Source organism: Mesorhizobium sp. M1338 (assembly GCF_040318045.1).
GTDB lineage: Bacteria > Pseudomonadota > Alphaproteobacteria > Rhizobiales > Rhizobiaceae > Mesorhizobium.
The window spans coordinates 1-16,686 of the sequence record NZ_JAMYLL010000039.1 but is presented as its reverse complement, the minus strand read 5'-3'; the positions used below and the strand labels follow the sequence as shown (position 1 = coordinate 16,686).

The window sequence follows — 16,686 nt, the reverse complement described above, 5'->3', positions numbered from 1 at the left end:
GCGGCTGGATGGTCAGGATGTTGAAGAGGCCCGCGACGCCTTGCTCGTCGCGGCAGATGTGCCCACACCGGCCCTGCTGCTCAGCCTCAAGGGAATAGGTCCGGAGTTCGCGGCCGTCCTGTGGTCTGAGGGATTGTCGCGCCGGCAATCCTAGGCTCCGGTCGACGCTTGTCCAGGTTGCGTGGCTCTGGGCGCCATCAACCCAATTCGGCACATTGTGGATCAAAACACTTAGACTGAAATCGTTATATGTACCAGATGGTTGTGCGACTCTTTTGAAAAGTTGGGGTCGTTAACTGGGGCGTGTATTGAGTGACCACTTGTGATCTTCCACGCTTGGGCATGATCGCATTTGCTCAGTACCCTGACGTCCCGATCAACCACGGATTCCGAACGCTCATCTTTCTCGCTAGTGCCACTCGGGACGGCTGAACGGGCTTTCTCTCCTCTGGTGGAGAGGCCTTTTCGAACGGCAGTTTGCACGTGGGCCTGCAGACAACAAGGATCGATTTGTCCCAGCGATCGAGCTCGCTGCTCGGGTAGAGGATGCTTTGCCGATCTTGAGGAACGACGGCCCGATGCGCATGCAGCGCCAGTTGCGAAGCGTCCTTTCGCTCAGCTGTCCGCGGTAGCGAGCGATGACTTCTTCAGGAGTGAGGTAGTTCGGGTCAGACACTGGAGCTATAGATAGCAGGCTTTGGCGCCACCGGCGGCAGGCGAGGAGACCGGCATCGGCGACCGCCGGAGGAACACAAAGGTCGTTGCAAGTCGAGCTTCTGCTAGAGGCCTGGGTGCGAAGCTTCGAACTCGGCGGACTTTTGGAGCGCGCGCACATAGGGTAGCACCCCGCCGTAAGGCTTGGCGGTTTCTTCAAGCGCAGAACGAATTCTGCGATCTTTCGCAAACTCCAAGAGTTCTTGTGACCGCCGCTTCGCGATCAGTTCCCGGTCCCCGGGGTCTACTCCCTGCGACCCAAGTGCAACAATGTGTTCGCTTATCCATTCGCGTAAAATCGCGTTTGCATTTTGGTTCATCGTCCTTCCTCAATGAGGCGGACAGCAAAGCACTGAAAGTCTTGTCTCACAACCGATCAGGCTAGCCATATCCTCAGCTGTCCGCGGTAGCGAGCGATGACTTCTTCAGGAGTGAGGTAGTTCGGGTCAGACACGGACGCTATAGATAGCAGAGGTGTGCAACAGCTTGTTGCACACCTGCGGCCCATCGGATCGAGACCTGCGGAGAATGCCGGTGCCGCACCGCAGACTTCTCGTCGTGACCGATGCTGCCGTTGAAGGGCTCAGGCGATGATGACCGCTTTGCGCCGCAGCCATTGAGGTCAGGTTTGGTGCCTCCTGAAAGCAGACATTGCGCGTGGCCAAGCTTGAGGTCTGGTAGCGCCATAACTCTCCAGCCAATTGCCGACCTGGTCTCGCACCACGGATTGTTCCAGGACGCTGGCGTTTGGCAGATACGAGGAGCATTGTGGTAACGGTTAATGTCAGCCGCCGCCGAAAGTGGGGGCGAGGAGTCGGCGACGGGGTGGAGAGTAAATAGGAGGTGGGATGCTGGAATCCCTCTATCTCAACCTCGGGCAGCACGACTCGCTCTCTGACACAGAGAAGGCGCTTTTGAAGGGCGCCATGTCATTTGAAAAAGAGTACGCGACCGGGCAGGATCTGGTGTCGGAGGGGTCAAGGCCCACTTATAGCACGCTTATTCTAGATGGCTTGGCTGCTCGGTACAAAGTGCTGGACGACGGCGGACGTCAGTTCACCTCCTTGCAGGTGCCTGGCGATTTCGTCGATCTCCACGCCTTCCTCTTAAAGACCATGGACCATGGGATCATCGCGCTGTCGCCTTGCCATGTGGTCGTTGCCGAGCACAGCCGCTTGCGTGTCATTACGGAGGAAGCCCCCCACCTGACGCGCCTGCTTTGGCTGGACACTCTCGTTGACGGAGCCATCCATAGGGAGTGGATTGTCGCCATGGGAAGGCGGTCAAAGACTTCCCATCTTGCGCATCTTGTTTGCGAACTTTTCGTTCGGCTTCAAGTTGTGAAGCGCACCAACGGCATGAGTTTTCGCCTCCCAATTTCACAAGTCGAGCTCGCTGACGTGCTCGGGCTGTCTGTAGTGCATATGAACCGGGTTCTCGGGGCCTTGCGGAGGGCCGGTGTCATAGGCTGGGCGAACCACATAGTGACTGTTTTGGATTGGGATCGATTGGTGGACATCGCCGAATTCGATCCCACCTACCTCAGCATGAATCATGAACCGCGATGAGAGCCATTCAAAGGAGCGTCGAGACCCAGACTCTAGGGCCGAGTAGGTGAATTGACCTGCCGGAGGCGCCGGTTCCTGGTTCAACGCCCTGCCGGCCGGTCAGGCGATGCTTGTGGTGTTGGAAAATAGCGTGCCTGCCGACGTTGCGGCCCGCCTTACGGCGGCACGGCCGCTAGCCGAACAGGAGGACGGCCGGATCGTCGGCGATGCGCCACCGCCGGAAGCGCTGAAGGCGATGCTGGGCGGAACGACAGATGCACCCTGAAAGGGCTCGTGGTGCAACCTTTTGAGAAACGAGAAATGGGGACTGGAAAGCAAATGCTGATCGCCCTGCGGCGGCTAGTTTTCGCGGCGATGGAATGTCGCTTCGGATTATTTAACAGCCACGGGTGGCGCGCAATGCTGGCATCTTGTCGTCCCGCCACGCAAACGTCAGCTTTTCGCTCTAGCACGGCCTTTGACTGTAATGCTGATCAAGGTTCGTTCCTGGCGCGCGAACGGTCATTCACGTCCACCTTTAACGGCGGCCAATTGGGCAGGGAAGGCGGGTATCTCTGCCGCCAAACAGCCTGCCCAAGACGACCGGCAAAATTGATTTTTATCGCCCGTCGCATGGTAGTGGGGGATGGTATGGGAGATTGGTAAGTCCCTAGTCTCAAAGGGAGTTCAGATCGAAACGTGACACGTCGTGATCCAGAGTTCCGGATGGGTATCGAGCGGGATCATTGTGGATCAGACCACTGTGGACATATTCACGTTATTTATCAATCACTTGTAACTTTCTTCTGGAAAGGTGGTGCCGTTAACTGGGGCATGTATCGAGGGACCACTTGTGATCTTCTACGCTTGGGCATGATCGCGTTTGCTCAGCACTCTGACGTCCCGATCAACCACGGATTCCGAACGCATATTTCTCTAACCAACGCCTCTCGGGCCGAATGAACCGCCTCTCTGCGACTCTGGCGGTGCCGTCTCTTCCCGCGGCAGTTCGCGTGTGGGTTTGCAGGCGACGAGGATCGATCTCTCCCAGCGATCCAACTCACCGCTCGGATAGAGGATTGCTTTGCCGATCTTGAGGAAGGATGGCCCGATCCGCAAGCAACGCCAGTTTCGAAGAGTCCCGTCGCTTACCTGTCCGCGATAGCGAGCGATGACTTCTTCAGGGGTGAGGAAGTTCGGGTCAGGCATGGGCGTTACAAATAGCAGAGTTGTGCAACAGATTGTTGCACCCGCGACCCCGTCGATAAAGACCTGAGGAGAAATGCCGGCGGCGTCACCGCGGACTTCTCGTCGTGACCCGAAGCTGTCAATAGAGTTCAATGACCGCTTTGCGCCCAAAATCGGCCGTTAGGGGCGGTCCTATCCGCGCCGATAAGCGGACGTCGCCACGAACGGCTTGCGCCATCAGGGGTCACCTGAGGTAGATTGTGGGGCGCCGATATCGGGCGAGTTGATATTAGATCCGGCGTATTGCCCGATTTAAAATGGAAGCTTGATATCGGTTACCCGGAGAGGGCTACCAGCCGCTATGAGCGCGGCAACCGTCTCTCTGTCCTGTTGCCGGTGCTTCATGAATCCATTCAGGACCCAATCGAGGGATACCGTCCCGGCGCCGGCGACTGCCAGGACGAACATTCCGCCGGCTATGGCGAGATCCTTTTCGAAATGCAGCAGTTCATTTTGACTGGCAAAATTGGTGTGGAACAGCGCTGCCGTTGCCAGACAGAACAGTCCGAGCGAAACCGCGCCCAGGCGCGTCAGCAAGCCGAGGCCGACAGAAAGCCCTGCACCCAGCTGCAGCCCTATGGTGGCCACGAGAAGCGGCAGGCTCACGCCGAGTGCCGCCATGGCTTTCGCGGCGCCGTCGAAATGGATCGCCAGATAAAGGCCTTCATGCACGAAGAGCAATGAGAGCAGCAGGCGACCCGTCAGCAGGATCAGGTCGCGGAGGTGGAATTTAGAGGCGATTTGTGTCGGTGTCACGGGTTGGCTCCAGGCAATAGGGAAGGGGCAGGCGCCCTGCGGCGCCTGCCTGGCTTCATTTGGTCACTTTGGTGTCGATGGCCTTTTGCAGGTCGGCGCGTTCCTCGCAGCCTGCCGGGCAGAGCTGCGTCAGCGAAGCCAGCTGCTCTTTGGCCTTGGCCATGTCGCCGGTTTCGACATAGAGCTCACCCAGATATTCGCGCGCGGCCTTGTGGTCCGGTTTCAGTTCGAGCGCCTTGCTGTAGTAGGTCAGCGCCGTCGTGTAGTCGCCGGTCTTGCGCAGCGTGAAGCCAAGCAGATTATAGACGTCGGCCTGCTGCGTATCCTGCGCCAGGTCGCGAAGTTCGGCCAGCGCGCCGGTATAGTCCTTGGCGGCGATCTTGGCTTTGACCGCCGTGAGATCCGGTGCGTCGTCGCCTTCGATGTTGTCGACGGCATAGGCCGGCACGGTGACGGCGGCCGGAACCGTGGTCAGCACGGCAACGGCGCCAAGCAGGCCGAACAGGGCCTGCTTGCCGAAAGGTGAATGTTTCATTGTCGTTCTCGCTCTCTTGATTTTCTCAAATCTGCACGGGGGTGAAGCCGTATGCGTTGCCGTCCTTGACGAAGACGCCGGTGCCGGGGAACGGGAAGTGCGAACCGGAAATGCGGATGTTGTCGGCAATCACCCGGTCGATGAACTTGTGGCGCGTGGCGATCGCCGTCGGCCCGTCCTGGTCGTAGCTGCCCTGCCACTCCGGATGCGGCGCCAGAAGGGCCGGCACATACATCGTGTCGGCCGAGATCATGAGCTGCTCGTTGCCGGAGTTCGCCAGATACACCGAGTGGCCGGGCGTGTGGCCGGGGGCGGCGATGATCTGGATGCCGGGCGCCACCTCGGCGCCGTCCGCCACCAGCTTCCAGTTTTTCCATTTCGGGAAGTTTTCGGCGATGCGCTTGCCTGCCGGCTTGCGGCCCTCGGGCAGCTTGGCCAGCCGGCCGGGGTCGGTCCACCAGTTGTATTCGGTGGCGTTGACGATCAGCTCGGCATTGGGGAACACCGGCGCGTTGGTGCCCTTCTCCATCAGGCCCCAGACATGGTCGGGGTGGAAATGCGAGATCATGATGGTGTCGATCGCCTTGTAATCGATGCCGGCAGCGGCCATGTTGGCCGGCAGATGCGTGGCATTGGTCTGCCACTGGCCGACGCCCGAGCCGGCATCCATCATGATTAGCTTGCCGTTCATTTTGAGCACGACGACGGTGAGCGGAATGGGCATGAAATCGGTGGTCAGCCCCGCTTTGGCGAGCGCCGCCTTGGTGTCGTCGACGGAGACATGCTTGATGAAGGCCGGGTCGTGGGGCTTGCGCCAGATGCCGTCATAGATGGCGGTGACCTCGATATCGCCGACCTTGTATTTGTAGAAGCCGACGCTGGGTTCGACCGGCGTGTCGGCAAAGGCAGGCCGGGTGAATTCCAGCCTGCCGGCAAGGCCGAAGGCAGCGGCGGCGGCGGCGGATCCAAGCAATGTGCGACGTGTCATGCTGAACATGGGTGTTCTCCTCAGTTGAGTGGTGGCTAAAAGTCGCGAAAGGCCAAAAATCCCGGCAGGCCAAAGTCAGGGAAGAGATGACGGAGGGCCAAGCCCCTGGCCCTCCGTCCTGATGCGGTTGAGGCGAGCACCGTCGGGGTCCGGTGCCGACCCCGTGAACTCAGTGGCCCCAGATGCCCTGGCCGGGTTCCCCCGCATCAGATTGCATCGCCGCCTGGACGCCGTGCCGGGCCATGTCCGTCTTGCGGATCGAGGCGGTGTAGGTGTTGTCGATGGTGGCAGTCGTCTGGTTGGCGGTGCGCGCGCCAAAATGGTCGCTACCGGCAAAGGCGCTGGTCGTGGCGACGAGGATGGCGGCGGCGGTGAGAGCAAGGGTTTTCATGTCGATGGTTCCTGTTTGTGAGGGTGAAGGGTCGAGCATTGGGAGCGCGTTCAGCCGCCCCAGATGCCGTCGTTGTTGTGCCGGATGATGATGTCCTGCACCGACCCCTTGCTCGGCCCTGTCGTCACCTTGGTGTCGACGCCGTCCTGGCGCGGGGTGTAGGGAATGGAAGCAGTGGCATTGGTGTCGACGGTAGCGACCGGCTGGTTGGAATTGTTGGCGCCATGGTCGCTGCCGGCAAAGGCAGCGCTCGAGGCAAGCAGCATTGCAGCCACGCTGAGAGCGATCTTGGTCATTTTGATAAGTCCTTGTTTCTTTTCTTGGTTGCGTGCCAGGAAATTGGCCCCGCTGATAACAAGACCCGGGAGGGCTTCGCTTTATTCCCGGGTGTCGCGAAATTCTTTTGGAAGTCCCGAAATCAGGGGTTGGCGGCCGGCTGGAACTGGGCCAGCCGACGCTGCACGAGCAGAGAGATGGGCAGCTCCAACGAAGGAAGGAGTGGCGGGAATTACGGACGCGCTCGGGAGCCCGCGTGTGGACTTGCCCGTGGTCAAGTCGATAAGTCAAAGCGAGCACGCGCGTCGCGTCCGAAGTCGGCACGATGCGGCCGTCACGGCCTGTCAGCCCATGCGCACGCAGGTCTGCAGCTAGCGGTGGCGTCGCATTTGATGTCGCTGCCGATGTCCGGAACGACGGATATCAGCCGGTCACGACGGTGGCGCGGAAGCGTGCCACGAAATCGTCGAGCTCCGGCCGCTCCATGTCGGAAATCGCCCAATAGGAGAAGGCGCCGTCGCTCCATTGCACCAGTGAGAAGCCGCCCTCCGAGAGATCGACGGGGTCGGTAACCGTCCCGGCGTTTTGAGGCTCGGCGACAAGGGTGATCAGATGTTCGCGGTGGCGATACACCAGCGCCGGCACCGCTCGACCGCCGATGACCTCGACCCTGCCACCGATGAGTGCAAATCCGTCCTTCGCCATATCTGGCGCGGGTGGCGAAAGGCCGAGCCTTGCATCCAGCCAGGGCTTTACCGTGTGCCGGTCCGACGAGACGACATCCACCGGGCTCGTCGCCAGCAGGCTGCGCTGGTGGCCGCTGGCCACCCCTGCGGCAAAGCTGTCGACTACGCCAGGCTGCATCACCCATTGCGTCGCGCCGCTGGCCAGCACCGCACTGATCATGATCGACGCCGCCATCGCGCGCCAATCGAATGATGCGAAGTTGCGCGCCGACCATCTCGTCCGAGTGGGCTTCGCTTGCGCCGCCGGCGCTCTGGGGCGCAGCTCCTCGAGGTTGCCGGCTGCGGCCATGGCTGCGATGCGCGCGCTGAACGCTTCGCTGACTTGCGGCTTTGGAAGTCTGGTCACAGCCCTTTGCAAGGCCATGATGCGGGCATGTTCGGCCGCCAGCTGGGGATCGGCGGCTATGCGCCGCTCGACGGCCATTGCCGCGGCGGCATCGAGCTCGCCATCGACCAGTGCGTGCAGCATCAGATTCATGCCTTCGGCTTCCTCGGGCAATCCGTCATTGTGCGCGTTCATTGCGCCCTCCCAAGGTCAGAGATCAGCAGACCGCGCGCCCGCGCCACCCGTGACATCACCGTGCCGATCGGCACGCCCAGCATGGCCGCGATATCGCGGTAGGCGAGGCCATTAATGTCGCGCAGCACGAGCGTCTCGCGAAACGGCTGCGGCAAGGCGGCGATCGCCGCCTCCAGGGCCGCCGTGTCTGCTTTGGCGATCAGGCTCGCTTCCGGGCTTTCGCTGTCAGGTAGATCGGCTGCGTGAGCGGCGCTCACCTCGTCGAGATCGCTGAGATCGCCCACCGAGACAATGCTGCGCGGGCGGTTGCGCGCCAGCCATGTGTAGCACGCGTTGCGGACGATGGTGAGCAGCCAGGCTCGCGCATTGCCGCCGGCATAGCCGGCGATGTTGGCATGTGCCTTCATGCAGGCGTCCTGCACGACATCCTCCGCGTCGGTGGCATTCCCGGTCAGCCAGCGGGCCAGCGAAAGCGCGTCAGCGAGATGAGGCATTACCACTTCGCGGAAGCGGTCGGCCTGCGCATTGCTGCTCAGCATCGGTACACCGTCATATGCGCCTTGCCTTGAGCTCGCGTGCTCACGGGGCAAGGAGGGTTCTGCCTTGCGAGCGAACCCGGCAGGAATATGCCGGGTCGCCAGCTGCGGTGAATGGGAAGGCATATGTCTCATCGATGTCTATCACACTGGACCACAATGATGCATCCACCCGAATCCGCTCTGGAGCACGAACTTTGCCGCATTCATGGTTAGGACCTTGACTGCGGCGCCAAGGCTTTCTCGATCCGCCCGGCGCAAGATCTTACAAAGGACAGGCGCGGAGCGAGCCGGCCACGGAGCGAAACCCCATTGCGCTCCAGGCATCTCGGGAATGGTTTGGCCGCTGCCGTCGTGCTCGTCAATGTAGGGGTTTGCAGTGTAGTGTTCCTTCAAGGTCAATCAGCAGCGTATGCATGAAAGACCAGGGCAGGCGCCGGTTTATTCCCGCAAATTTTTTCACGGCAATGTGATTGGCCGGAGCGAATCCAGCCTTGAAGGCACTCTGCCCGGCAGTCCGGCCCAGACTGCCAAAATTGGGATATCTTGGAGCGCTAGCACGGGCGCCGCCACTTGATCGTTCTGGCTGTTGAGCCGAAAGCCAAGTCTCTGCTCATCTCGGCCATTGGCGGCAGCCAGCCGATAGACGCGACCTCTACAACGCGAGGAGAGTTCGTCGCCGCCCATACGGTGAGCCGACGATGCCCATGCCGTCAAGAGTCTGTTGGACCCTAGCACTCCCTCGACGGATACGGGCCAGGCTCATGCCGTCAGCGGCTTCAGGCACCGATGACGTGACTGCTGATGTCCGGTCCAAATGCCGACAGACCGCTTTCCCGATGAGTTTCGGGCGCCGGCAGGCGTACGAAAGACCCCGAGGAAGGGACCCGCAGGCCACAGGCGATGGCTATGCGGATTTTCGATTTCGGCCCAAAGCTGTCGGACGGCAATGCGCCTCATCCCGGCCATTCCGACGAATGGTTCCTAGGTTCCAAAGCAGACATTGCAGCAGACGTCGCCTCGGCCGAGACGTTGCTGCGCCGCGCCACACGTCTCGATCCCGACTATGCTCGCGCCGACAGTCTGCTGGGCGGAGGCAGGCAGCCCGTATGCAGCGAGGCCTCGACGAGTGCACTGGCCTGGCCGAGAAGCTCATCCGCAACCATGTGACAGACCTTGTGCTGCGGCATGTCGACTCCTGCGATGCAGCTTAGTTTGCGGTCCCTTTCTCGCATTCTGGCAATCGCTGAGGCTTGGCGAACTTCGCCAGCGCCTCGGGGCTCGCACAGGTCGGGAAGCCGGCCTTGCGCATGGTCTCGATGAAGCGCTGATGCTCGGCGTCGCTGAGGCCCGGCTCGTTGGCCATGGCTTCGATGGTGAGGTCGGGGAAGCGTTTGAGCGCCTCTGCGACACAGGCTTTCGCGTCTTCCGTTCGACCAAGATCGGCGAACGAACCGCACCGCATCGACCACTTGGGTAGGTTGTAGGTTTCCAGCGTCATGCGCGCCTGCATCTTCAGCGCATCCTCATAGCGGCCGACCATGAAGTAGGCATAGGAGAAGACGCCTGTGGCCCACAATGGGTAGTTCGGATCGAGTCGGATCACCTGGTCGACCAGTTCCACGCCGCGTTCGGGTTCCCCGAAGGTGGACGCCCAGCCGACATAGAAGGTCAGGATTTCAGCTGAACCCGGAGCCATGCGCAAGGCGGTGTCCAACTCGATCTTGGCGCGCGCCAAGTCGCCCCTTTCGCCAAAACTCATGCCGAGCACGGCATGCGCCTCGGCGTCGCTCGGATCAAGCCTGACGGCACGCTCGGCCGCTTCGACAGCCACCTTCCGCTCGCTCTCAGGGTTGACGCCGAAGCTCGCTAAGAGACTGTGCGAATGATAAAGCTCGACCCAGGCGCGGGCGAGGCCGGGGTCCAGCTCGACGGCGCGGGTGAGCAAACGAATGGCCTCCTCGATATCGGCTTTGGTCATCTGCTCGAGCTTTTCGGTGCCGAGTAGATAATACTCATACGCGTTCAGGTTTTCTGGCCGCTTGCGTTTCGCCGCCGTCCGTCCGGTCTCCTGGATCAGGCCGGCGCCGCCGCCGAGCCTGTTGGTGACCTGCTCGGCGATCTCGGTTTGGACAGCGAACACGTCTTGATCCGGCCGGTCCCAGCGATCCGACCATAGATGGTTGCCGGACGCCGCCTCGATCAGCTGCGCATTGATCCGCACACGGGTACCCTGGCGCTGGATGGAGCCTTCGAGCACATATCCGACGTGTAGCGCTGCGGCGATCTGGCGGACGTCCACCGGCTTACCCTTGTAGGCATCCGTCGAATTGCGAGCGACGACTTCGAATTCGGGGAAACGTGCAAGGTCGGTGATGATGTCTTCGGTAATGCCGTCGGCAAGGCGCCCGGTGGCCTCGTCGCCGCCATAGTTGCTGAAAGGCAGCACCGCTATCGAAGGCTTGGCGGTGGCAGTATCAACCGGCCTCAGCCACGACCAAGCTCCAGCAGCCACAAGCGCAAGCAAAACAAGGGATGCAGCCGCCGTCGGCAGAAAGCGCCGGATGCGGCGAGTGCGCGGGCTCCACCCACGCTTTGCCCCTTGCATTCTGACACTGTAGGTGCGAACCGGCTCGGCGATATTCTTGACCTTTTGAGCGCCGGCGAAGTCGATTGGCAGGCTGAGCTTGCCCTTCATGTGATCGTAGGCAGTGCCCGAGATGAGAACGCCGCCCGGCGGGCAAAGCTGCTCAAGGCGCGCCGCCACGTTCACGCCGTCGCCGAAGAGATCATCGCCTTCGACCACCACGTCGCCGAGGTTGATGCCGATACGAAATACTATGCGGCGCTCGGCAAAAGCCTCGCTCTGATGCGCGGCGACCCTGGTCTGAATGGCCACGGCGCAAGCAACGGCATCGACGACGGAGTGGAACTCAACCAGGGCGCCATCGCCCATGAGCTTGACGACGCGTCCCTTATGCTCGTTGAGTAGTGGATCGATCACCTCCACCCGGAGCGCCTTGATCGCTCCGAGCGTCGCCGCCTCGTCGGCCTCCATGAGCCGCGAGTAGCCGACGATGTCGGCGGCCATAATGGCCGCCAGCCGCCGCTCCGCTCGAGTGGTCACCACGCTGGCGTGCTCCCACAGCCAAAGGTGTGCGCTCGCATCTGGCTCGCTTCGATCTTTGCAGGTCTCGATTCAAACCGCAAGGCGAATGGGGCCCATTCGCCCCGGCGAATGGGCTACGGGTAGTGGGTCAGTTTGAAATCTATTGCTCGGCAAAGAGGCCTGATCATCCCGAAGGCCGCAGGTCGGGCTAAACGAGCACTGAAGTCGCGTCAGATTTGGGCCATCCGCTTTGTCCTCGATCGCGAATTACTTTGCCTTCCCGAGCAGGATCAATCGTTCAGGCCCTATGAGCACGCGGCAGTATGCCCGCCTCGTTGATGGGTGGGTATCGGCGATTGGACTGCGCCGTGCAGAATACGGCACACACTCGCTTCGGCGAACCAAGGCCTCGATCATCTACAAGGCGACGGGAAATCTTAGAGCTATCCAGATCCTGCTTGGCCACACCAAGATCGAGAACACGGTCCGTTATCTCGGTGTTGACGTCGAGGATTCCCTTGAACTTGCCGAGGCGACGGAGGTCTGACCAAGAGCGGCTCCACTTCCCGATTGGAGCCGCGAATGCTTTGCGCCGCATGTCGGCCATAGAGGCGAACTTTGCCTCCGCCCGGAAGCAGACACTGCAATTGACCACGCTGAAGGTCGTGGTCGCGCCAGAGCCTGCAAAGGCGCAACTCGGTACAAGGGCGAACATTCCGCAGCGGAAACAACTTGAAGAAACGCTTCGCGACCCATAGCATGCCCCGCCATGGTGAAATCTGATCGGGAGGTCAGTGAGATCGGTCGGGTTTTTGAGCCAGTGCAAGGTAGGGAGGACAATAATTATGGCTTCCGAAGTACAGGCAAACAACGGCGTTAACGTAGAGGCGCTGCTCGGCGCACGCGAAGCGCTTACCAACGCCCCGGAGGCCGCGCAGTTCAAGTGGCGCGCGGCCTGCGAGTGGAAGGATGGGACCCACAGCCACTCGACGGTCGAAAGTTTCTACGGTCTCGGCCAGGACCAGCATCGTAAGACCACCTTCACATTCGATGCCGACCATCCCGAAGTCTTCGCTTCCTTGGATCAGGGCGCCACGCCTGTCGAATACGTGCTGGTCGGGCTGGCAAGTTGCCTGACCGCAGGCATCGCCGCGGTTGCCCAGCACCGGAACATCCAGTTGAAGTCGGTGAAGGCGACCATCGAAGGCGACATGGATATCGCGGGCATACTCGGCATCGACAGCGACGTCCGCAACGGCTTCAGCGGCATCACGGTGAAGTACAACATCGACGCCGACGCCAAGCGCGAGGACATCGAGGCTATCGTCGCTCAGTCGCAGAAGCGATCGGCGGTCTTCGACATTGTCACCAATCCGACGAACGTCACGGTCGTGGTGAATTGAAACGAGTTTCAAGCCGTAGACTTTCCTGATGTGAGGGCGCGATTAGTTCCGTCACAACCGTGATCGTCGGCGCAGGGCACGCGGGGCTCGCAATGAGCCGCTGCCTCGCGGAGCGCTCTATCGACCATGTGCTGCTGGAGCGCGGCGAGATCGCCCATAGCTGGCGCACCGAGCGATGGGATTCGCTGCGGCTGCTCACCCCGAACTGGCAGAGCCGGCTGCCGGGCTTCTGCTATGATGGCGACGACCCCGACGGCTACCGGACGATGCCTGAGGTGATCGACTTCCTCGGCCACTATGCCAAGGCGATCTCGGCCCCGGTCAGGACCTACACGACCGTTACCTCGGTTCGCAGCGACGGGGCGGAATATCTCGTGCGCACGCACCGCGGCGAGTGGCGGTGCCGGACCGTGGTGCTGGCGTCGGGCGCGTGCAACGTCGTGCGCCTGCCCGATTTCGCTGTTCGCGTGCCGCCGTCGGTCGCCATGCTGACGGCGCAGTCCTACCGCAATCCGGGTCAGGTCGCCGACGGTGGCGTGCTGGTGGCGGGCGCCTCGGCCAGCGGCACCCAGATCGCACAAGAATTGCAGCGTGCAGGGCGCCAAGTGACCCTCTCGGTGGGCGAGCACATCCGGGCGCCTCGCGTCTATCGCGGCAAGGACCTGGAATGGTGGATGGACGCCGCCGGCGTGCTCGACGAGCGCTACGACGAGGTGGACGACATCCGGCGGGCGCGACGGGTTCCTTCGCTGCAGCTTGCCGGCACACCCGACCGCACGACTCTCGACCTCAATGCGCTGGTCGACCTCGGCGTCAGGCTCATCGGCCGTCTCGCCGGCATCACCGAAGACGGCAAGGCCCAATTTGCGGGGTCATTGCGCAACATGTGCGCGCTTTCCGATCTCAAGATGGCCCGGCTGCTCGACCTCATCGACGAATGGGCGCGCGCCAACGGCCTGGACGCTACGGTCGAGCCGCCGGATCGCCTGCCGCCGACCCGTGTCGAGGACCACCCGGCGCTCGGCCTCGACCTCGCCGGAGGCGCGATCAGGACGATCATCTGGGCGACCGGCTACCGGCCGGACTACTCCTGGCTGGAGCTGCCGGTCCTCGACCGCAAGGGCTACGTCCGTCACGATGGCGGGGTTGCTGAACATCCGGGCATGTACCTGATGGGGATGCAGTTTCTGCGCCGCCGCAAGTCTTCGTTGATCGACGGCGCCGGCGACGACGCGCGTGATCTCAGTGACCATCTGGCATCGTACCTCAGGCAAGATTCAATGTGACTGGTTCAGTTGAGCGATACTTCGGTTCTGTGACCGAGCAATCATATTCCAAGGTGCAGCTTCGGCTTCCAGAAGGGGCGGAACAACTCAATCTTGGGACAGCGGTTCATCACCACTTTCAAGCCCGCTTCCTCCGCCAACCGGGCGGCAGCGTCGTCGCGCACCCCAATCTGACCCCACAGAACCTTGGCATGAATTGCGATGGCTTCCTGTGCAACTTCCAACAGATCTTCGGCGCGGCGAAAAACCTCGACCATATCCACAGGCCGGTCGATGGCCGCCAGTGACACGTACACCTTGAGCCCGCGAATTTCATCCAGACCGGGACTGGGGTTGACGGGGATCATGTCATAGCCGATTTCGTGGAGCACTCTGAGTACACCATAGGAAAACTTGGTCTTGTCGGGGCTGGCCCCCACCATCGCGATGGTTTTGACCGATTTCAGAATGCCTTGCAGATAGGCCTCAGGATAGGGCTCATCATGGTTCATAAGGGTCATTTCTTTGCTTCCAACGGGGTCGCAATATCGGCTTTCAATTCATGCGGAGCCAGGGGGTCGAGGAAGGGGTTGCGATAGAGCTTGTCATGGCTTTCAACGCCGACCTCCAGCGTGCAGTCGCTCATCGGGCGGGCGACGCACAGGATTATGTAGCCATTGTTGATCTGGCGGTTGTTCAACGCCCGCTGCGCTTTTTGATCGACCTTGCCGCTGATTATTTTGGCCGCACAGCTTATGCAGCCGCCATACTTGCACCCGTAGGGCAGATCCACGCCCTGCTCGCGCAAGCTTTGCAAGAGGGGCTCACGGTGATCGACGTCAAAGGCCGCACCGCCTTGATTGGCGAGAGTGATGGTAAAGCTGGTCATACCCAGATGTCACTCGTGCAATCGCCGCCGGGATAACGGGTTTCGTGGCAGCGGCTTGGTCCATTTGGTTCCTTGCCAAAATCGACGACGAACAGCGGATCAATTTCCATGCCGCCGTTTTCCGTATCGCAATTGACCATCAGCATGCATCCGCCATTGGTGCGGATTTCCGGATAGAACTGGTTGTCCCAGGTCGAGAAGAGCGAGGTCGTCACATAAAGTCGCCTGCCGTCGAGGCTGAGCTGTATCATCTGAGGTCCGCCGGTCACTTTCACGCCATTGACCTCAGGCGCACGGCCGAGAAGTCCGCCCATCCACACTTGTCCGGTGAGCTTGGCGTTATGAGGGTCCGACACGTCATACTGGCGGATATCGCCATGCAACCAGTTGCAGAGATAGAGGTATCGATCGTCCATACTGAGCAGAATGACCGAGATCACGCCGGGTATTGGGATCGGCCATTCGGGATGCGGCTCATTGCCAACATCGACGATTTTTTCCCATTGCCAATCACCCGCCGCATCCTTCCACCAATGGATGATGTTTGCAGAAAGCGCTGCGCCAACAAAGCCGTGACTGCTGTCGGGATTATGATGGAACCGCACTTCCAGCGGGAGCAAGCCATCTTCACCGAGATAGAATGTTTGCTTTGGCTCCTTCTTTTCAAAATCCCAGAAATGGATCTCTCGGCCATATTTCAGATGGCCAACCTCTTCCAAGTCAAAACCAGGCATGAAGGTATTGGGCGCGGCCCACTCCGAGCTGACCATTACGTTGTGTCGCGGCTGGTACCAGAAATCATAACCAAACTTGATACCGCCCATGGAGTTTTCCCAGCGTCCGACAATCTCGAACTCCTTGCTGAGCTGCAAATAGCCGCCGGGGGCATTGCCTTGAGCGTCGCCAAGCATGGAAATGATGATGTCCGAGCCGAAGCAATGTACTGTGTGCGGCGCCGACAGATTGGTCCTGGTTTTGATTTCAGCGCCGTCTATGACCTTGAACAATGTCGGATTGCGGGGATCGGTACCGCTATCGACAATATGCAGGTTGGACGAGCGCACACCGGGCACAATCAGATATTTGCGCTCCATGCTCGCATCGCCATGGCACGACGAACAGGCATTCCAGCCCATGTGATGAAGTTCATCGCCAATACCTGGCATTTGCAAACGTGAAATCACCTGGCTGTAGGTCGAACTCTCTGGGTCGACATCAATGGTACACAAATAGTCTGGCTTCTGAATGCCCGTGCCCGTGTAGATGGCAATCGAATAGAGCAGCTTTTCGCGAGGTGCCCTCATCGCCTCGGCTGGAGAAGCATAGCCCGGTCCGCAGCAATGATTGGTCATGGGTACTTCCCCAATTTGAACAGATCACCGGTCGGCCCCAACGGGGTCGAGCTGGAATGTTAGTATATGCTTGGCATTGGCGCTACGGCCGGGGTGGCTGGTGAAGCGCGCACCGTGACGTTCGGCTTGGCGACAGAGCCCCCGTGGGACGCCACGTATTAACCGCCCGAGGGTTATTGAGAACCCTTGCAGCGGCCCAATCATCATCGGAGCGTATGGCAGCGAACCATAACCAGGTCAGCAACTGGTCAGGTCACGTCGATAAACGCACGGCGCTTAACGGTCCGCTTCTGGCCTTCCGAGCCTCGAAGCCGCCATTCCCCTTGCGTGAAGAGTTTCGGGCGCCGGCAGGCGTACGAAAGTCCCCGAGGAAGGAACCCGCGGGCCACAGTCGATGGCTATGGGGATTTC

General features: G+C 60.7%; 18 protein-coding genes and 2 pseudogenes. 7 read left to right on the top strand and 13 right to left on the bottom strand.

The genetic code is table 11. The annotated features are described in order from the left end of the window. Positions 1-13 precede the first annotated feature (13 nt). A pseudogene (locus NKH19_RS33605) lies at positions 14-213 on the top strand (IS110 family transposase); the annotation flags it as partial. Between the two features lie 566 nt (positions 214-779). Here NKH19_RS33605 and NKH19_RS25330 read toward each other — a convergent pair. Continuing rightward, positions 780-1,034 carry a hypothetical protein gene (locus tag NKH19_RS25330; protein ID WP_352872231.1) on the bottom strand — a complete coding sequence of 85 codons (255 nt, stop codon included), beginning with the start codon at positions 1,032-1,034 and terminating at the stop codon, positions 780-782. 528 nt (positions 1,035-1,562) lie between these two features. Between NKH19_RS25330 and NKH19_RS25325 the strand changes: the two genes are divergently transcribed. Together NKH19_RS25325 and NKH19_RS25320 are read left to right on the top strand one after the other, a co-directional pair. After that, the gene (locus NKH19_RS25325; RefSeq protein WP_352872229.1) at positions 1,563-2,282 is read left to right on the top strand and encodes a Crp/Fnr family transcriptional regulator; all 720 of its coding nucleotides are present in this window, start codon (positions 1,563-1,565) and stop codon (positions 2,280-2,282) included. A 130-nt stretch (positions 2,283-2,412) separates the two neighbouring features. Next, positions 2,413-2,547 carry a hypothetical protein gene (locus NKH19_RS25320; protein WP_352872227.1) on the top strand — a complete coding sequence of 45 codons (135 nt, stop codon included), beginning with the start codon at positions 2,413-2,415 and terminating at the stop codon, positions 2,545-2,547. Positions 2,548-3,197: 650 nt separating this feature from the next. Here NKH19_RS25320 and NKH19_RS25315 read toward each other — a convergent pair. The 8 genes from NKH19_RS25315 to NKH19_RS25280 all read right to left on the bottom strand — a co-directional run bounded on the left by NKH19_RS25315 (position 3,198) and on the right by NKH19_RS25280 (position 8,257). After that, positions 3,198-3,470, bottom strand: coding sequence for a helix-turn-helix domain-containing protein (locus NKH19_RS25315; protein WP_352872226.1), 273 nt, complete (start codon positions 3,468-3,470; stop codon positions 3,198-3,200). A gap of 291 nt (positions 3,471-3,761) precedes the next feature. Beyond that, complete coding sequence (locus tag NKH19_RS25310) at positions 3,762-4,265, bottom strand: DoxX family protein (RefSeq protein ID WP_352872224.1); 504 nt, start codon at positions 4,263-4,265, stop codon at positions 3,762-3,764. Between the two features lie 55 nt (positions 4,266-4,320). Further along, positions 4,321-4,800: a tetratricopeptide repeat protein gene (locus tag NKH19_RS25305; RefSeq protein ID WP_352872222.1), complete on the bottom strand. Its 480-nt coding sequence runs from the start codon at positions 4,798-4,800 to the stop codon at positions 4,321-4,323. Positions 4,801-4,825: 25 nt separating this feature from the next. Continuing rightward, positions 4,826-5,797: an MBL fold metallo-hydrolase gene (locus tag NKH19_RS25300; protein ID WP_352872220.1), complete on the bottom strand. Its 972-nt coding sequence runs from the start codon at positions 5,795-5,797 to the stop codon at positions 4,826-4,828. Positions 5,798-5,957: 160 nt separating this feature from the next. After that, positions 5,958-6,179 (bottom strand): DUF680 domain-containing protein, encoded by a 222-nt coding sequence (locus tag NKH19_RS25295; protein ID WP_352872219.1) that lies wholly within the window; start codon positions 6,177-6,179, stop codon positions 5,958-5,960. A gap of 50 nt (positions 6,180-6,229) precedes the next feature. Beyond that, positions 6,230-6,475 carry a DUF680 domain-containing protein gene (locus NKH19_RS25290; RefSeq protein ID WP_352872217.1) on the bottom strand — a complete coding sequence of 82 codons (246 nt, stop codon included), beginning with the start codon at positions 6,473-6,475 and terminating at the stop codon, positions 6,230-6,232. A 403-nt stretch (positions 6,476-6,878) separates the two neighbouring features. Further along, positions 6,879-7,721, bottom strand: a complete 843-nt coding sequence (locus NKH19_RS25285) for an anti-sigma factor family protein (protein WP_352872215.1) — start codon at positions 7,719-7,721, stop codon at positions 6,879-6,881. After that, complete coding sequence (locus NKH19_RS25280; protein WP_502911027.1) at positions 7,718-8,257, bottom strand: sigma-70 family RNA polymerase sigma factor; 540 nt, start codon at positions 8,255-8,257, stop codon at positions 7,718-7,720. Before NKH19_RS25280 ends, NKH19_RS25285 begins: the two co-directional genes overlap by 4 nt. Before the next feature lie 909 nt (positions 8,258-9,166). On the opposite strand from NKH19_RS25280, the gene NKH19_RS25275 reads away from it, so the two are divergent. Further along, positions 9,167-9,427 carry a hypothetical protein gene (locus NKH19_RS25275; RefSeq protein WP_352872211.1) on the top strand — a complete coding sequence of 87 codons (261 nt, stop codon included), beginning with the start codon at positions 9,167-9,169 and terminating at the stop codon, positions 9,425-9,427. A gap of 40 nt (positions 9,428-9,467) precedes the next feature. On the opposite strand, the gene NKH19_RS25270 is transcribed toward NKH19_RS25275, so the two are convergent. Beyond that, positions 9,468-11,387, bottom strand: a complete 1,920-nt coding sequence (locus NKH19_RS25270; RefSeq protein ID WP_502911022.1) for an adenylate/guanylate cyclase domain-containing protein — start codon at positions 11,385-11,387, stop codon at positions 9,468-9,470. A 250-nt stretch (positions 11,388-11,637) separates the two neighbouring features. Here NKH19_RS25270 and NKH19_RS25265 point away from each other — a divergent pair. The 3 genes and pseudogenes from NKH19_RS25265 to NKH19_RS25255 all read left to right on the top strand — a co-directional run. Next, a pseudogene (locus NKH19_RS25265) lies at positions 11,638-11,913 on the top strand (tyrosine-type recombinase/integrase); the annotation flags it as partial. A gap of 298 nt (positions 11,914-12,211) precedes the next feature. Continuing rightward, positions 12,212-12,769 (top strand): OsmC family protein, encoded by a 558-nt coding sequence (locus NKH19_RS25260; RefSeq protein WP_352872209.1) that lies wholly within the window; start codon positions 12,212-12,214, stop codon positions 12,767-12,769. 59 nt (positions 12,770-12,828) lie between these two features. Next, positions 12,829-14,055: an NAD(P)-binding domain-containing protein gene (locus NKH19_RS25255; RefSeq protein ID WP_352872208.1), complete on the top strand. Its 1,227-nt coding sequence runs from the start codon at positions 12,829-12,831 to the stop codon at positions 14,053-14,055. A 41-nt stretch (positions 14,056-14,096) separates the two neighbouring features. Here NKH19_RS25255 and NKH19_RS25250 read toward each other — a convergent pair whose 3' ends face one another. From NKH19_RS25250 to NKH19_RS25240, 3 genes are read right to left on the bottom strand one after another with little or no spacing between them, the layout of a single operon-like run. Beyond that, positions 14,097-14,546 carry a CoA-binding protein gene (locus NKH19_RS25250; RefSeq protein WP_352872302.1) on the bottom strand — a complete coding sequence of 150 codons (450 nt, stop codon included), beginning with the start codon at positions 14,544-14,546 and terminating at the stop codon, positions 14,097-14,099. Between the two features lie 5 nt (positions 14,547-14,551). Further along, positions 14,552-14,923 carry a 2Fe-2S iron-sulfur cluster-binding protein gene (locus NKH19_RS25245; RefSeq protein ID WP_352872206.1) on the bottom strand — a complete coding sequence of 124 codons (372 nt, stop codon included), beginning with the start codon at positions 14,921-14,923 and terminating at the stop codon, positions 14,552-14,554. Beyond that, positions 14,920-16,275, bottom strand: a complete 1,356-nt coding sequence (locus NKH19_RS25240; RefSeq protein WP_352872204.1) for a selenium-binding family protein — start codon at positions 16,273-16,275, stop codon at positions 14,920-14,922. Before NKH19_RS25240 ends, NKH19_RS25245 begins: the two co-directional genes overlap by 4 nt. Positions 16,276-16,686: the final 411 nt, after the last annotated feature.

What these genes read in the sequence shown, in the direction of transcription:
- NKH19_RS25330 (WP_352872231.1), bottom strand. Translation starts at nt 1,034, where the DNA reads ATGAACCAAAATGCAAACGCGATTTTACGCGAATGGATAAGCGAACAC.
- NKH19_RS25325 (WP_352872229.1), top strand. Translation starts at nt 1,563, where the DNA reads ATGCTGGAATCCCTCTATCTCAACCTCGGGCAGCACGACTCGCTCTCT.
- NKH19_RS25315 (WP_352872226.1), bottom strand. Translation starts at nt 3,470, where the DNA reads ATGCCTGACCCGAACTTCCTCACCCCTGAAGAAGTCATCGCTCGCTAT.
- NKH19_RS25305 (WP_352872222.1), bottom strand. Translation starts at nt 4,800, where the DNA reads ATGAAACATTCACCTTTCGGCAAGCAGGCCCTGTTCGGCCTGCTTGGC.
- NKH19_RS25300 (WP_352872220.1), bottom strand. Translation starts at nt 5,797, where the DNA reads ATGTTCAGCATGACACGTCGCACATTGCTTGGATCCGCCGCCGCCGCC.
- NKH19_RS25295 (WP_352872219.1), bottom strand. Translation starts at nt 6,179, where the DNA reads ATGAAAACCCTTGCTCTCACCGCCGCCGCCATCCTCGTCGCCACGACC.
- NKH19_RS25290 (WP_352872217.1), bottom strand. Translation starts at nt 6,475, where the DNA reads ATGACCAAGATCGCTCTCAGCGTGGCTGCAATGCTGCTTGCCTCGAGC.
- NKH19_RS25285 (WP_352872215.1), bottom strand. Translation starts at nt 7,721, where the DNA reads ATGAACGCGCACAATGACGGATTGCCCGAGGAAGCCGAAGGCATGAAT.
- NKH19_RS25275 (WP_352872211.1), top strand. Translation starts at nt 9,167, where the DNA reads ATGCGGATTTTCGATTTCGGCCCAAAGCTGTCGGACGGCAATGCGCCT.
- NKH19_RS25260 (WP_352872209.1), top strand. Translation starts at nt 12,212, where the DNA reads ATGGCTTCCGAAGTACAGGCAAACAACGGCGTTAACGTAGAGGCGCTG.
- NKH19_RS25250 (WP_352872302.1), bottom strand. Translation starts at nt 14,546, where the DNA reads ATGAACCATGATGAGCCCTATCCTGAGGCCTATCTGCAAGGCATTCTG.
- NKH19_RS25245 (WP_352872206.1), bottom strand. Translation starts at nt 14,923, where the DNA reads ATGACCAGCTTTACCATCACTCTCGCCAATCAAGGCGGTGCGGCCTTT.
- NKH19_RS25240 (WP_352872204.1), bottom strand. Translation starts at nt 16,275, where the DNA reads ATGACCAATCATTGCTGCGGACCGGGCTATGCTTCTCCAGCCGAGGCG.